This is a genomic window from Streptomyces sp. UC4497, assembly GCF_054871485.1.
The window spans coordinates 1-14897 of the sequence record NZ_JBTYHB010000043.1; the positions used below are offsets into that span (position 1 = coordinate 1).

Annotated in this window: 14 protein-coding genes and 1 tRNA gene; 7 read left to right on the top strand and 8 right to left on the bottom strand. The window is 69.3% G+C overall.

The window, feature by feature from the left end:
- Positions 1-128: 128 nt before the first annotated feature.
- The 3 genes from ACYSUO_RS36590 to ACYSUO_RS36600 all read right to left on the bottom strand — a co-directional run bounded on the left by ACYSUO_RS36590 (position 129) and on the right by ACYSUO_RS36600 (position 5196).
- Positions 129-1628, bottom strand: a complete 1500-nt coding sequence (locus ACYSUO_RS36590) for an amino acid permease (protein WP_461780516.1) — start codon at positions 1626-1628, stop codon at positions 129-131.
- Positions 1629-1833: 205 nt separating this feature from the next.
- The gene (locus ACYSUO_RS36595) at positions 1834-3207 is read right to left on the bottom strand and encodes a type III PLP-dependent enzyme domain-containing protein (protein WP_461780517.1); all 1374 of its coding nucleotides are present in this window, start codon (positions 3205-3207) and stop codon (positions 1834-1836) included.
- Between the two features lie 234 nt (positions 3208-3441).
- Positions 3442-5196, bottom strand: a complete 1755-nt coding sequence (locus tag ACYSUO_RS36600) for a PucR family transcriptional regulator (RefSeq protein WP_461780518.1) — start codon at positions 5194-5196, stop codon at positions 3442-3444.
- 129 nt (positions 5197-5325) lie between these two features.
- Between ACYSUO_RS36600 and ACYSUO_RS36605 the strand changes: the two genes are divergently transcribed.
- On the top strand, positions 5326-5631 hold the full coding sequence (locus ACYSUO_RS36605) for a DUF6401 family natural product biosynthesis protein (RefSeq protein WP_461780519.1): 306 nt from the start codon (positions 5326-5328) through the stop codon (positions 5629-5631).
- Between the two features lie 19 nt (positions 5632-5650).
- On the opposite strand, the gene ACYSUO_RS36610 is transcribed toward ACYSUO_RS36605, so the two are convergent.
- Positions 5651-6451 carry a mechanosensitive ion channel family protein gene (locus tag ACYSUO_RS36610; protein WP_461780520.1) on the bottom strand — a complete coding sequence of 267 codons (801 nt, stop codon included), beginning with the start codon at positions 6449-6451 and terminating at the stop codon, positions 5651-5653.
- A gap of 184 nt (positions 6452-6635) precedes the next feature.
- Here ACYSUO_RS36610 and ACYSUO_RS36615 point away from each other — a divergent pair.
- The 4 genes from ACYSUO_RS36615 (at position 6636) to ACYSUO_RS36630 (ending at position 8533) form a co-directional block, all read left to right on the top strand.
- A tRNA-Arg gene (locus ACYSUO_RS36615) sits at positions 6636-6711 on the top strand.
- A gap of 361 nt (positions 6712-7072) precedes the next feature.
- Positions 7073-7273: a hypothetical protein gene (locus tag ACYSUO_RS36620; protein ID WP_461780521.1), complete on the top strand. Its 201-nt coding sequence runs from the start codon at positions 7073-7075 to the stop codon at positions 7271-7273.
- Between the two features lie 98 nt (positions 7274-7371).
- A complete protein-coding gene (locus ACYSUO_RS36625; RefSeq protein ID WP_461780522.1) occupies positions 7372-8175 on the top strand; it encodes a DUF1963 domain-containing protein in 804 nt (267 codons plus the stop codon).
- A 133-nt stretch (positions 8176-8308) separates the two neighbouring features.
- The gene (locus tag ACYSUO_RS36630; protein WP_461780523.1) at positions 8309-8533 is read left to right on the top strand and encodes a cold shock domain-containing protein; all 225 of its coding nucleotides are present in this window, start codon (positions 8309-8311) and stop codon (positions 8531-8533) included.
- Between the two features lie 219 nt (positions 8534-8752).
- On the opposite strand, the gene ACYSUO_RS36635 is transcribed toward ACYSUO_RS36630, so the two are convergent.
- Positions 8753-9274, bottom strand: a complete 522-nt coding sequence (locus ACYSUO_RS36635; protein ID WP_461780524.1) for a hypothetical protein — start codon at positions 9272-9274, stop codon at positions 8753-8755.
- Positions 9275-10351: 1077 nt separating this feature from the next.
- Positions 10352-10990, bottom strand: a complete 639-nt coding sequence (locus ACYSUO_RS36640) for an HAD family hydrolase (protein WP_461780525.1) — start codon at positions 10988-10990, stop codon at positions 10352-10354.
- Between the two features lie 206 nt (positions 10991-11196).
- On the opposite strand from ACYSUO_RS36640, the gene ACYSUO_RS36645 reads away from it, so the two are divergent.
- Both ACYSUO_RS36645 and ACYSUO_RS36650 read left to right on the top strand, forming a co-directional pair.
- Positions 11197-12072 (top strand): hypothetical protein, encoded by an 876-nt coding sequence (locus ACYSUO_RS36645; protein WP_461780526.1) that lies wholly within the window; start codon positions 11197-11199, stop codon positions 12070-12072.
- 53 nt (positions 12073-12125) lie between these two features.
- Positions 12126-13010 (top strand): hypothetical protein, encoded by an 885-nt coding sequence (locus ACYSUO_RS36650; RefSeq protein WP_461780527.1) that lies wholly within the window; start codon positions 12126-12128, stop codon positions 13008-13010.
- 34 nt (positions 13011-13044) lie between these two features.
- Here ACYSUO_RS36650 and ACYSUO_RS36655 read toward each other — a convergent pair whose 3' ends face one another.
- On the bottom strand, positions 13045-14121 hold the full coding sequence (locus tag ACYSUO_RS36655) for a GNAT family N-acetyltransferase (protein ID WP_461780528.1): 1077 nt from the start codon (positions 14119-14121) through the stop codon (positions 13045-13047).
- Positions 14122-14314: 193 nt separating this feature from the next.
- Entirely contained in the window at positions 14315-14893 is a 579-nt protein-coding gene (locus ACYSUO_RS36660; protein WP_461780529.1) for a GNAT family N-acetyltransferase, read from the bottom strand.
- Positions 14894-14897 lie beyond the last annotated feature (4 nt).

Below are 14897 nucleotides of genomic sequence, written 5' to 3' on the forward strand. Positions count from 1 at the left end.
GGGGGGGGGGGGCGCCCCCCCCCCCCCCCCCACACACCCCCCCCCCCCCCCCCCCCGCCCCCCCCCCGGGGGGGGGGGGGGGGGGGGGCCCCCCCCCCCCCCCCCCCCCCCGACAGCCTTGAGAGCTCCTACGAAGCCGAATCCGAAGCCGCCTTCGCATGCTCGGCCACCCGCTTGCGCGTCATGAACCAGCCGATCACCAGGCCCACCACGATCAGCGGCGAGCAGTACACCGACATCGCCGAGTCGCCGCCGCCGACGACCATCAGGACCACGACCGCGACCAGGAAGACGATGGTCAGCCAGCTCGTGAAGGGCGCACCCGGCAGCCGGAACGACGGGCGCTCCAGCTCACCGCGCAGGGACTTACGGCGCAGCACCATCTGGCAGACCATGATCATGACCCAGGTGCCGATCATCGTGATCGCGGAGAAGTTGATGACGATCGAGAACGCCCGCTCGGGCACGATGTAGTTGAGGATGATGCCCGCGATGTAGCAGGTGGCGGTCAGCAGCACGCCACCGTAGGGCACGCCCTTCTTGCTCATCTTCGTGGTGAACCCGGGCGCGGAGCCCGCGAGTCCCATCGAGCGCAGCACGCGACCGGTCGAGTAGAGGCCGGAGTTGCAGCTGGACAGGGCCGCCGTGAGGATCACGAAGTTCATGATGCCGCTGATGCCGGGCACGCCCAGCTTGCCGAGCAGCGTCACGAACGGCGACTCGCCGGCCTTGTACGCGCTCCACGGCAGCAGCAGGACGAGCAGCAGCACGGACCCGACGTAGAACAGCACGATGCGCCACGACACGGAGTTGATGGCGCGCGGGATGACCTTGCGCGGGTTCTCCGTCTCGCCGGAGGCGATGCCGACCATCTCGATGGCCGCGTACGCGAAGACGACGCCCTGGATCAGGACGATGGCCGGGAGCAGGCCGTTCGGCAGCATGCCGCCGTTGTCGGTGATCAGCTGCGGGCCCGTGCTGTGGCCGTCGACGGGGTGACGGCTCGCCAGCAGCCAGCAGCCGATGGCGAGGAACGCCAGGATCGCGGCGACCTTGATGATCGAGAACCAGAACTCGAACTCGCCGAACCAGCGCACCGAGATCAGGTTCGCGCCGAGCACCACGAGCAGCGCCACCAGGGCGAGCGACCACTGGGGGATGTCGCGGAAGGCGGCCCAGTACTGCAGATACATCGCCACCGCGGTGATCTCCGCGATGCCGCTGCATATCCAGTGCAGGAAGTAGACCCAGCCGGTCGTGTACGCGGCCTTCTCGCCGAGGAACTCACGCGAGTACGACACGAACGAGCCGGACGACGGCCGGTGCATCACCAGCTCGCCCATCGCGCGCGTGATGAAGAAGGCGAACAGGCCGGTGATGGCGAAGATGATCACCAAGGACGGGCCCGCCACGTTCAGCCGCTCTCCCGCTCCGAGGAAGAGGCCGGTGCCGATGGCGCCGCCGAAAGCGATCATCTGGACCTGACGATTGCGCAGGCCGGCCGCGTAACCCCCCTCACGGATGGCTCCAGCCGTGGCCTGGCCGCCCGTGGTCACACTGCTCTCGGTCGCAGCCTCAGGGGCGTGCGCGGGCCGAGCCTCGGACTCGGCTTGTGCTGTGTGCTCCATGGTTCTCCGACGTACGTGCAAAACGGCATGCCGCACACACGCACGCACCCGCGTTTGCGAACGCGGGCAGGCGTGTGCGACGTACCTGTTGGACAGGACTGATCCGCCGGATCCGGCGAATCACGAGATCGGAACGGATCCCGGTGGGGTGTGCCGCGGGCTCACCACGCGACGACACGCCACCTTAAACCGTTCACAGGGGCAACTAATCCACGAGCCCGGCCGGGAGCCCGACGAGTGAATCGGCGTACTGGGCACCGGACTCGGCGAGCACCTCGTCGAGAGTCTGCGCGGAACGAATCGGCGCGAACACCACCTTGCCCGCTTCTGTCCCGTTCTCCGCACGGACATATCCGTACACAGCAGGACGGGGAAGGCTGTTGTAGTGGAAGTGAGTTGAGAAGTAGTACGCGCCGGTGTCGTACAGCGCGACGAGATCGCCGGCCTCCAGTTCGGGCAGCTCACGGCCGCGCGCCACGAGGTCGCCCGCGAAGCAGCAGGGCCCGGCCACGTCCTGCACCAGCGGCGCGCTCGTCCGCGGCCGGCCCTCGGCGTCGTACGCGCCGACCCGCAGCGGCCACGACTCGGGCGCGAAGACGGTACGGGTCGCCACCTGCGCGCCCGCGTGCGTCACGGCGATCCGGCGGCCGCCGGAGGTCTTGGTGTACTCGACGTGGGCGGCGATGAACCCCTGCTTGGCGAGGAGCGAGCGGCCGAACTCGGTGACGAGGGTGTACCGCCCGTCGAAGAGCCCGGGGACGGTGCGGCGCAGGATGCTCGCGTACTCCTCGAAGCCGGGCGTGATGTCGTCCGACTCGAAGTTCACCGGCAGGCCGCCGCCGATGTCGAGGGTGTCGATCTGCTGCCGTCCGACATGCGCGTTGATCTTCTCGGCCAGGTCGTACGCGGCCCGTACGCCCTCGGCCATCAGCTCCAGGGCGACGCCCTGGGAGCCGGTGTGGGTGTGCAGGCGCGTCATCCACGGCCGCGCCTTGTACGCGCCGAGGACCCACTGCTCCGCGCCCTCGTCGCGCAGTGCGACGCCGAACTTGGAGGTGGCGGTCGCGGTGCTCATCGCACCGATCGAACCGCTGCCGACCTGCGGGTTCACCCGGAGCCCCACGGACGCGCAGCCCGCTCCGAACTCCTCGACGAGCTCGTCGATGCGGGCCAGCTCCTGCGGGTTGTCGGCGTTCACGGCGATGCCGCTCGCCAGCGCGTCGCGCAGCTCGCCGACGGTCTTGGCGGGCGAGTCGAAGACGATCCGCTCGGCGGGCACCCCGGCCGCGCGCGCGAGCGCCAGCTCACCGGGGCTCGCGACCTCCGCGCCGATGCCCTCCTCGTTCAGGAGCGCGAGCACGGGGACGAGCGAGGCGGCCTTCACCGCGAAGGTGTGCCGCGCCTCGACCCCCGCGAACGCCGCCTTGAGCGCACGCGCCGCCTCCCGGACCCCGGCCACGTCGAGCAGCCCGAGCACGGGGGCGTCGGGGCCTACGAGTCCCTGCTCGACGGCGGCGCGCAGGGCGGCGTCGCGGCGGGGGGCGGAGGCGGGGGGCTGCGGCGGCATGAGCTGCGGCATCGGGGGTGTCCTGCCTTCTGCTTGGTACGTGCTTCCACTGGTACGTGGTCGGGCACTCGTCACTTTGCAGCGCGGCGGGGTGGCGTGTCTGCGTGCGGCGGCACGAAGTACGGGGTGGGGGCGCTGTGGGTCGGCACAAGGGCGGGCGGACGGGCACGCGCGCGTAGTGCGTGCGCACGACGGTGGGTGGGCGGGCGTGGTGGCGAAGCACCATGCGGGCGATCGCGCGCGGGTTCACGGCAACGGGATCAGCCCGGCCCGCCGCAGTCCCAGCTCGACCACGAGCCGTACGTCGGGATCGCCGAGGTCGAAGCCGCCCAGCTCACGGGCCCTGCGCAGCCGGTACCGCAACGTATTCGCATGGATCCCCAGATACCGGGCGGTGGCCCCCGCGTCCCCGAAGAACGCCAGATGCGCGGCCACCGTGCGCGGCAGATCCGTCCCGTGCCGCTCGTCGTGCGCGAGGAGCGCCGCCACGGCGTCCCCGACCGAGGGCACCTGCGCGGCGACGGCGTCGGACACCCGCAGCGCGTCCAGGGCGAACCGCACGTCGTCGGCGCCCGCCACCTCGGGCTCGCCGCGCTCGCACAGCACCCGGAGTACTTCGCCGGCCCCGGCGCGGGACTCCGCGGCGTCCTTCAGCCCGCCGACGACGGGGCCCACGGCGACGAGGGGCTTGACCCCGGCGCCGCGCAGCACGGCGGCGAGGTCCTTGGCGAGCCGCTGGGCGGCGTCGGACCGGGGGTCGCTGAGCAACACGTCGAACCGATCGGCATCACTTCCGGCCCCGCCGACGTTTGCATTTCCAGCCCCTCCGGCGCTTGAGGAGCGGGGCCCGGGGCGGAGCCCCGAGACCGGGCCACGGAGTGCCGCCCCGTACGCCGGGGCCAAGCCTCCCTCCACCCGATACGCAAACGCCGGCAGGCCATACGCAGCAACCCGCAACGCCACCGCCCGCAATGCCCTCTCCCGCACCTCCGGCGCCACCGCCCCCACGACCACAGCCGCCAGCACGGCACACGGCTGCCCCGGATCGACGCCGAGCGCGGCGCCCGCCGCGCCCACATCGGGCGACGGATCCTCGAACAGCGCCCGCACCGCATGCCGACGCCGCCCCTCGGCCGACCGGGACCGCAGCCGGTGATGCAGCAGATGCGGCACGGCGATGGCGGCAGCCTGCCGCAACGCGTCCCGGGCCCCGCCCGGCAACGGCTCCCCATCGGCAGCCGCCCACAACGAACCAAGCACCTCCTCCCCCGCACGCACGGCAACAGCCAGCCGCTCGGGAAACCGCCCATCCGCGGCCCGATGCACCACATCCCCCGCCCACAACGCCGCGAGGAACCCGCTCTCGGCCAGCTCCTCGACCCGCCACCGCGGCACCCGCCGCCCGAGGATGGTCAGCCGCCGCAACGGGTCGGCGGTGTCGGCGGTGGGCGAGTAGGCCAGCACATTGGACTCGGGGTCCTCGATGGTGATCGCGCCCCCGACGAGCGCGGCGAGCGCGGAGGCGAGGGCGGGCAGATCGCCGAGCCCCACGTCGACGCCCGGTTCGGGCACCCGCGCCCCACCGGCCGCGAGCGCGGCCCGCAGCAGCCCGATCAGCTCGCCCCAGTCCACCCACGGGGCACGGGCGAGCAACGCGGTGGACACACCGTCGGCCACCTCACCGAGCAGCGGCGCCACACCTTCGGCTCCCCGCCGCACCACAAGCGCGGCAGCCCCGGCCCGATCGGCGGCACGCAACACCTCAGCAGCGGCGGGATCAGAGGTATCAACGCCCACGGCGATGAGCACCCGCCCCCGCTCCTGGAGGCTCTCCCCGGAGTCGAACACCCCGACCCCGCCCACGGCCACGTCCGTCCCGCACGGCGCCCGCACGACCTGCACGACGTCCCGCCCCACAACCCCGACGACCTGCGCCAACGTGGGGCCCGCGCCCGGAGCGGGATTCTCGGGCTGCGGCCTGCCGGACGCGGAAAACTCCATGCCCCCAGTCTCACCGATCACGTGCGGACCGCCGGATGTGACGAACAAGGCACCATAAAAGGGGCACTTGTGAGCAACAGCACCCGCCACCCCCGTCCAATCGATCTCCCCCGCCCATACGTTGGACGGATGTCCCCTCTTGCCCGGGTGAGCGAGGCGTACGGTCCGCGCTTCGCCGAATTCGCCTTCGAGCCCGCCTTCCTGGCCGCGGTCGACCAGCACGTGGCGGAGCTCCGCGAGCGCCTGGAGGCCGGCTCGGCCGACCTGCACCCACCGGCTCCCGACGCCGAGGTGCTCGCCGACTACTCACTCGGCTTCCTCGACGCGCTCACCGAGACCGGCTGGCTCGAGCCCGTGGGCCACGACTACGCGGTGTGCCGCCTCACCGCCATCAGCTGGCTGGTGAGACGGCACGACCTGCTCGACCTGGTCTAGGTCACGTAGGCCACGTAGGTCACTGGTTGTCGAACCGCTCCCGCTCCTGCACGGGCTGGTTCGTCAGGGCATCCTCACGCCCCGCCTGATAAGCACCGGCACCACCGGCGCCACCGGCACTCCCCTTGGCCTTGGCGGTCTCCTCCTCGGCCATGTTCAGCCACCGCTCCCAGCGCTGCCGCATCGGCCCGATGAGCCCACCGCCGACACCGACGATCAGGATCCCGGCCCCGGCCGCGAGACCGGCGATCAGCACCGGCTGCGTGACGGACGTGGCGATGCCCGCCTGCCCGAGCGCGGCGATGGCACCGAGGACCACGATGCAGGCCCACACGATGGTGCCGATGGTCTTCCCGTACGAAACACCGGACAGGGCATTGGTGACGATGTCCCGCACCAGGTTGGCGACGGCCATGGCCACCACGATCAGGACGACCGCGACGATGCCGCGCGGCAGCCAGGCGACGATGCCGTTGATCATGTCGGACACGGGGTTGTCGCCGAAGACACCGAAGCCGAGCTGGAGCACGATCAGCATCAGGGCGACGTAGACGACCTTGCAGAGGATCGCGGTCGTGTCGTACTTCGACCCTTCGAGCATCTTTGCCGAGCCGGCCCGTTCGGCGAGCTTCTCCGACCCGACCTTCCGAAGCCCCCGGTCGAGGAGCTTGGTGATCATCTTGGCGATGATCCACCCGATGACCATGACGACGACGAAGCCGAGAAACTTCGGTACGAACTCGGCGACCTTCGACCACGCGTCGTTCAGCCCTTGAGTGAAGTCGACAGCGAGTGTGCTGGGGGCGGTGTTCTGGAGCATGAGTGGCCCTCCACTCAGTGGGGCCGGACGCCACGCACGGCATCCGACGAGACGTGTCCCCCCTCGTTTCCTTTCGTCCCTCCGGCTTAACAGCCCCAGCCGCCCCCGGCCGCCCCACGTCCCCCATTGGCGTGACGCACGGCCACCCCCACACCCCGAACCCGATCCGCTACGCTGTTCACGCGCCTTCGTAGCTCAGGGGATAGAGCACCGCTCTCCTAAAGCGGGTGTCGCAGGTTCGAATCCTGCCGGGGGCACCAGTCCAGAAGGGGCCCACCTACGGTTTTCCGTAGGTGGGCCCCTTCTGACATCCAGACCCGACATCGTCGGCCTCAGTCACCGAAGGCCACCACACCCCTCCCCGAGCAGGAGACTCGTATGTCAGCCGTGGAGTGGCCGTCGCCTCGAGTACACGACCGAGGTCGAGGCACCCGGCCCCTGGGACCGGGCAGGCCCTCGCGTACGGAGCAACAAAGGCAGGCGCCTGACACAACGCGATAGAGCTTTCCCTACTTCATCAAGGCCCGCGCACGGCGCGGGCGAAGGTAGGAAGCTCGCCTGGCTGGGATGAGTCCCTAACAGCGCGACCGCACTCGTTTGCTCCGTCGATACGCTGCCCGAATGACTGACTTGACGGGCGATGACGGGCCTCTGACCGAAGCCGAGCTCGCACAGCTTCGCCTGCTGCTCCGTCGGTACTGCAACCACCAGCTTGACCAGTGGGAGAACCTGCGAACCGAGACCCCGCACGGCGACGTCTACGTGATGTTCAGTAACGCCTTGCCGCCAGGCGCCAATCGGGAGATGTTCCAGCAGTTCTAGAAGAAGCTCTCGGTGGACAGGCAGCTCATAGCGGTCGGTTCGAGCGGCGGGAGGTAGCTTGCCCGAAAGCTGGAGTTGTTGATCCGAGGAGGCCCCCCGTGGCGCAGAGTTTTGCAGGTCCACCGTTCGACCTTGATGACCTGATACCCGAGCTGGCGGCTCTCGGCCGGCGGACGACGCTGCTGTTGCCGAAGAGCGGGTCTCCCAGTTTCCAGGAGAGCTCTCTCGGCGGCCCCATGCTCTGGCCGGCTGACGAGCCTTGGCCCTCCTGCGGACAACCGGGACACTGGGCATGGCCCAACGAGAAGAGCCCGGCCGGGACGGTACCCATGGTGCCTGTGGTCCAGCTCTTCGCACGAGACGTACCCGAGCTTCAGTTCCCGGAAGGCATGGACGTACTCCAGCTGGTCTGGTGCCCGTTGATCCACCCTGAAGACGAGGCCTGCGCCGCACTGCCGAAGCTGTACTGGCGCAGCGAGACGCACGTGCTCGCCACCGGCGCGCTCCGGGACATCCCGGCCCCGCGGGAGGGTGAGTACGAAGAAGAGTTCATGCCCAGTCCGTGCACGGTGTCCCCCACCTCGGTGAAGGAGTACCCGAACTGGGACCTGCCGCAGGAGCTTCAACAGACCCTGCAACCGCGCATTGACGAGCTCGAAGAGCGCTTCGGTATGGAATACACGCGGTTGGCGTGTGCACTGCAGAACAAGGTCGGGGGGTATCCAGCCTGGAACCAGTCGCCCGACTGGCCAGTCTGCCGGCGCGGCCACCACATGGAGCACCTGCTCAGCGTCACCCCAGAAGAAGATCTCGACATGGTCATGGGTGACCTCGGAGGCATCTACGTCTTCCTCTGCCGCCAGTGTCCCGAACTCCCCTACGCGCACCGCTACGACTGTTAGAGAGCAGCCACGGAGCCGGCCAAAGCCGTGCCAGATATTGCGGGGAACCACGGGGACCAAGAGAAAAGATGCCAGCGGCCGATCTGCCGGGAGCACTGCTCGACCTCACCGTGGAAACCGTAAGCTTCCGTCCATGGTGACTGCGACTGTCCGTGAGTGGGACGACGAGCAAGGGTGGGGCGTTCTCGACTCCTCCGAGACCCCCGGCGGCTGCTTCGGCCACTACGCCGACATCCAGGCGACCGGCTTCCGCACCCTGTCGGCTGGACAGCAGGTCGACCTCACATGGGAAGCCCCTGGCTTCAAGCAGGACGGGTACGACTACCGCGCGGTGAGCATCGTGCCTCGAACTGCCTGACATCCACAGCCGACATCAACGGCAGCGTACGTCCACGATTCCGAGCAGCCCGCAATACCAACGCACTCGTCGCCGCAACGTGCAGTAGCTGACGGTTGATCGAACTTCTAAAGCGGGTGTCGCAGGTCCGAATCCTGCCGAGGAAGCGCGCCCACTCAGCACGCAGGCGAACCTCTCTCGGTGCAACCCCCGTACAGTCCGAATCGAGGCCCACGCCCGCTACTGAATGGGCTCAGAGGGGCGTGCGGGGTCGGCGTCGTCAGCGTCACTCGCCAGCTTCGGGCGTGCACGCGAGACCCCGGTGGCCAACAGGATCCCCGTCAACACAGCGGCAGAGGCCGCCGATCCCGCCGCCGCCACCCGAACCCCCTGCGGCACGTCATCCACTGCTCTCCGCGTTCCGTCGTCCATCACGCACACGGTGCGCAAGGTGAGGAACTGGACGTCATAGTCCACCGCCCCTTTCAACTGCTCCCTGCAGGGGTGGTTGTACGGAAACGGCGCCGAATCCGCCCCACCGTCCTGCGCCACCGCCACGGTCGACATCAGCCCCATGGCTCCCCATGAGTAGGCGGCCGTGGCCGTGGCCGCGCAGGCAAAGGCGGCGGCCACGACGGGACGCCGCCAGCCATGCCCGGACCAACGCGCGTCCCCTGGCAGAGCAACCCCGAGGCCTCGCAACAGGAAGAACATGACCAATGCGACGGCAGCGAGAAACACCACCGGTATGAGGAGGATCAAGACGACCCTTTCTCCAGGGCACCGCGATCACGATGATCAGCGTCGGCACACGAGGATGCCGCCCAGACAGTAAACCTCGAACGCCCCTGCCGGCAGCACCCGTCTCCTACGACCGTGATGCACATGCTGCGCGAGCACGACGAGCAAGCCGCCGCATGCACCGCGAGGCCAGTCGCCGCCAGGCGCCAGGCGCCAGTGCACCCAATGCCACGCCGCGTCGCACCGACTCACCCAACATGGGCAAGGGCAAGTAGGCAGCAAGGAACGAGATTTGGGGCCCACCCCTCTGCATTAGGGGCGGGCCCCTTCCCCCTGCGAGAGGAACCATCTGCATGTCGCTCGCCGAGACCTGGTACCGCTTCGCCGAGGAGCGCACACCGCGCAGGGCCGGTCGACGTGGCTCAACTGGACCCAGTACAGCCGGATATGAAGTGGCCACCTGACGCGTCACTCAGTATTTTGCCCCTATGACCGACAACCGAAGGGGCAATGCCGCGTAGGCGCCCATCAGCCCTACGGGGCGATCTCCCCGTCCGCTCCCTGAGGCGGCGAAGGTACCCGTTCATCGATCGTCTCTCAGGATCTTGCACCGCTGACCTGCGCCGACTTGAGCGAACCCGCTTCTGGCCCGAAGCCACGGAAGCAGCGTTCTGGCACTGGAAGGCGCTGGCCCACGCCCCGCTCGGACAATTGACAGACTCGCTCACAGGCCCTCATTGCGGCACCCCTGAGTGCGGATGCTCCGGCGCCAACTTCCGTGACCACCTGGAAGTCGTGCTTCATGCACTGCCCAGGAAGAGCTCCCGTGAGCTGCGAGCTCTGGTGCGGGCCCTCGACAAGAAGATTCTGGCGAGAGCCAAGGTCATCCCGGCTGAAAGCTCGGACATGCCATGGTGGCGAAGGCAGGCCTAGGAACGATGCACTCCGTGACGCTCCCGTGCCACAACGATCGAGGAGCCACGGAGAACAGCAGGAACCGACAGGGCAGTTACCTCGCGTCAGTCGAAGTGCTCCTCCCGCAGAACAGCCACCGAGCTGATCATGCGCCCCCTCTGGCACGGACCGGACAGGCCGACGTCATCCGACCTGGAGCCGCCCCGGGCCCAAGGGCCCGGCGTCCAGATGCGCGACAATGCGCGCGACCGTACCTGCGTTGTCCTCGAACAGATGCCCCTGCATACCCGCCGTCCGGGCCGCCTCGACGTTGACTGCGACATCGTCGATGAACAGGCAGTCCTCCGGCCGTACGGCCAAGCCGGCGCACGCGGCATCGAATGCGCGCAAGTCGGGCTTCTCGAGGCCGATTTCGTGCGAGTAGACGATCTTCTCCACCAGGTCGTCGAAGTGGTACAGCGTCGTCTCGCGCTCGCGGGCGCCGACGAAACTGTTGCTCAGGATTCCCAGCCTGCAGGTTCCCCGCAGCCCTCGCACGTAGTCGATGAGCTCGTCGTTCGGCGTCCCCAGGTACTCCGTCCAGAGGTCCGCCATGAAGGCTTCGGCCAGGGGGCCATCGAGCCCCAAGCGGGCCGACACCTGCTCGTGCACCTCTCGCTCGCTGATGCCCCCGACGCTCCCGGCCCGCCATACGTCGTGCATCCGCGAGTGGACGGTGCCCAGCGGCAAGTCCAGCCGCTCTTCCCACCGTTGCACCCACCCGGTCTCCGGCGTGATCTCCAGAACGCCGCCGATATCGAGAATGACGCAAGAAACGGTCACGCAAGTTCTCCTCTGGCTAGAGCTGCCGGAAGTAGACAGCCGCGGCAAAGCACTCCATGGCGTCCAAGGATGCGGCATCCCTGTGACCCGGTTGTGAAGATCCGTTGGGGTTGGCATACTCCTCCAGCCGCCCCCCAACGGCCAACGCCCGCTCAAGGGTTCGGTCGTCTTCACATTCCCCTGGGGGGATCTTGAAATTGCATGCTGTGTCGCGCGCGGCCGCTCTGACCGTGGCTGTCGTCGCGGCGACGTTCGCCGTGGGGGCTCCGGCGCACGCCGTCGACGTGGAGTCCGGGACGTTCGACGTCGTCAGTGAGGTGGGGGACCCGGTCGGTGGCGGGTATCCGTACTCGTACGTGGACGGCGCGAGGTCGGGGGACTCCATGTACGCCGGGTGGAACGACGAGCAGAACTCCGTGCACGTCATCGTGATCGCCGCGAACGGTGACCGGTGGGACCTCACCATGGGGGCTCCGGCCGGGGAGCAACTCGCCGTCGGGACGTACAGCGGGGCGAGCGACACGCCCTCCCTCGGCGGGGCCAAGTTGTCCGTGGACGGGACCTTCTACGGGTGCGAGTCCGAGGGGTCCTTCACCGTCGACCGGCTCGAACTCGGGCCCCGCGGCTACGTCGAGGCCCTCGACGCCGACTTCGCGCAGAACTGCAAGGGCACCGTTCCTGGGCTCACCGGGCAGGTCCACCTCACCAATCCGCCGCCGCCCGCCGAGCTGTCCCTCGGCGCGAGCATCGACGCCACCGGAGCCGTTTCCGCGGACGGCCGGACCACCGTGCACGGCACCGTCACCTGCTCCGAGCCCGTCGACGACGTCCTGGTGAACGGTCGGATCGAGCAGGTCGTCGGCAAGGACGCCCTGGCCACCGCCACGTACTACACGCACGTCGCCTGCACCCCGGGCGCACCCGTCGCCTGGTCCGCCGTGGGCACCGCAGGCGGCAGCGTCCCCTTCGCCAAGGGCAACGCCTCCGTCGGCTACAAGGCCCAGGCGACCGACCCCGTGTACGGGCACACGGTCGTGACCGACCCGGCCGCCACCGCCACGGTGTCGCTGCGCAAGGGCTGAGCGGACACACCGCGCTGCACAACACCCTTTTCGATCAAGTCACTTGGAGTTCCGTGAGATCCAGACGTGTCCTCACCCGTCTCACCACCGTCCTCGCCTCCGCCGCCCTCCTGTCCGGAGCGCTCGCCGTCGGCACCGCCGAGGCCTATGACGTCGAGTCCGGCAGCTTCTCCTTCAGCGGGGACGCCGGTGAGTACATCAGCGGCGGCCAGTCGTACGCCTACACCGAAGGCCTGACCACGCAGGGGTACATCACCAACGGCGTCCCGACCGGCGTCGGCGTGTTCGTTAACGGTGCGGACGGCAGCAGTTGGGCCCTGCACCTCGAAACGCCCGCGGGCGCCGTCCAGCCGCTGGCGCCAGGTACCTACACCGACGCGGCGGCCAACCCGGACGCGAGCCGACCCCGGGTCGAGCTGCGCGGCAACGGCCGGGACTGCCTCGCCGAGGGGTCCTTCACCGTCCAGGACGTGGACATCACGGCCCTCGGCTACGTGAAGAAGCTCGACGCCACCTTCGAGCAGCACTGCCCCGGCGCCACGGAGTCGCTGCGCGGCGAGGTCCACGTGACCAACCCGGAGCCGCCCGCCGAGACCGTGCTGGGGCTCGACGTCGCCCCCGACGCGGTCGCCGACCGGGTCAGCGGACGCGCCCTCGTGCACGGCACCGTCACCTGCACCGAACCCGTCGCCCTGGAGACCCACGGCACGGTGAGCCAGACGCTGAACGGCGTGACCACCCGCGGCACGTACAGCACCGAGGTCGACTGCGTGCCGGGCGAGCCCACGCCGTGGACCGCCTCGGCCGCGCCCAGCGGCGGCGTGCCCTTCCAGCGCGGCGACGCCACCGTGATCGCGAGCGCCGGCGGCAAGGACCCGTTCTACGGGCACACGATCACGGCGAGCGACAGCGGTCCGGTGCGGCTGGCGAACAAGTAGCCGCCACCGCCCCGCCTACCGCCACCGCCCCCGCCTACCGCCTCAGCGACCCCACCGTCCGCAGCACACGATCCGCCCGCTCCCGCAGCTCCGGATGCGCGAGCACCGTGTTGCGCAGGCCGCGGACCGGGCGGCGCCAGAGGCGGTGGGCGGCCGCGGCGGGGTGGGGGCGGGTCGCGAAGCCCTCGGCGACGCGGAGTTCGCGGGTCTTGAGCCAGTCCTTGTACTCCTTCTCGCCCCGACCCCAGTCCATGAGCCGGATGCCGTTCCGGCCCGCGGCCTCGACCATGCGCAGGTGCATGAGCAGGCCCGGCGAGTAGTAGGCGAACTCCGGGTCGTACGCGGTGAACCAGGCCGCGAAGACCGTCTTGGATGTCGGGCCGAAGTGGGCCGCGACCGGGCGGTCGCCCGCGTAGATGACCGAGAGGACGCCCGTGAAGTGGTCCTCGCGGACCTGGAAGAGATGGTCCGTCAGGTTCACGATCCACGGGCGGGCGAAGCGGTCCATGCGGCCCGTGCGGCGGTACTGGGCCGACTTCCAGCGCATCAGCTGGCGCAGGACGGCCGGGTCGCGCTCGTCGTAGACGAAGCGCATCTCCCCCACGTTCCGGGTCAGGCGGCGCTCCTTCTTGAGCGTCGTCTTGGCCTGACCCGGATACGTCGCCTTCAGCCACTCCTCGTACGTCTCATGGCTGCCGTCCTTCAGGTCGAGGACAGGAGAGGCGAAGGTTCCGGTGACGTAGCGGCCGAAGGGTCTCTGTTCCTCGACGAGGTGGTCGAACTCGAAGACCGACAGGCCGCAGGCGCGCAGGAGTTGGCGGGTGTCCCAGGTGACTCCCGGCCGGTGCACCAGGGCCTGGCAGTCGGACAGACCCATGCCGATGGCGCGGCCGATGCCCGCGGGCCCCTTCTCGTACGGGAAGAAGCCGACGGGTTCGGACCCCTCCCGCAGCACCGCCACGTGCGCGCGGCCCTTGAACCTGGCGACCCCCTCCGCGAACTCCGGTGCCAGGAAAGGATTCTGGAAGTCCGGGGACTGCTCCATCGTTTCGTGCCAGGCCGTACGCAGGGACGCGCTGAGCTCGTCGGCTCTGTACGTCGTGATGTTCAACGTCGGTTCGACCGCCCTTCACCGCGGGTGCATGGGCCGGCGCTCGGACCGGTAACCGGACAGGTGCGTTGATACGCGAGCATGCAGCTCATGGGCCCCCCTCTTCCCCCATGGGGCTCAAAGGTCGCGAAACAGTACGCACGCTGTCAAGAGTCCATCGGGGCAAGTCGGGCACTCAACAAGGGGATTTGGTCTAGTAGTTGATCCGGGCGTGTACGTGCATGTCGTGCCAGCCGTCCGTGTGCAGCGCCGAGCTGCGGCGGGTGCCCTCCAGTGGGTAGTCGGCCTTGAGCGCGACCTTGCACGAGGGCTCGTTGCGGGTGGAGTGCTGGAGGTCGAGGCGGTGGAAGCCCAGACCGAACGCCCAGTCCGTGAGTACGTTCAGGGCCCTGGGCGCCACTCCCGCACCACGGGCCTCGGGCATCACCCAGTAGGCGACCTCGGCGACCCCGTCCAGGAAGTTCAGCTCGCGCAGCGCCATCCGGCCGAGCGGGGCCCCGTCGGCGGCCCGCGCCACGATCCACTGGGCCGCCGTCTCCTCCCGCCAGCTCGTGTGCGTCCCCGCCACCCAGTCGCGGGCCTCGTCCACGGACTCCATGCTGCGGATGTGCCAGTAGCGCAGGGCCGGGTCCTGGAAGGCGTCATGGATGGCCTGGGCGTCGTCGAACTCCGGGGTGCGGAGGATGAGTTCACCGTCGGAGGAGTGGAGGGTCGGTTGGGAGGCCGACGCCAGGGTGCCCGGCTCGATGACGTGCTTGGTGTCGAAAGGCATGATC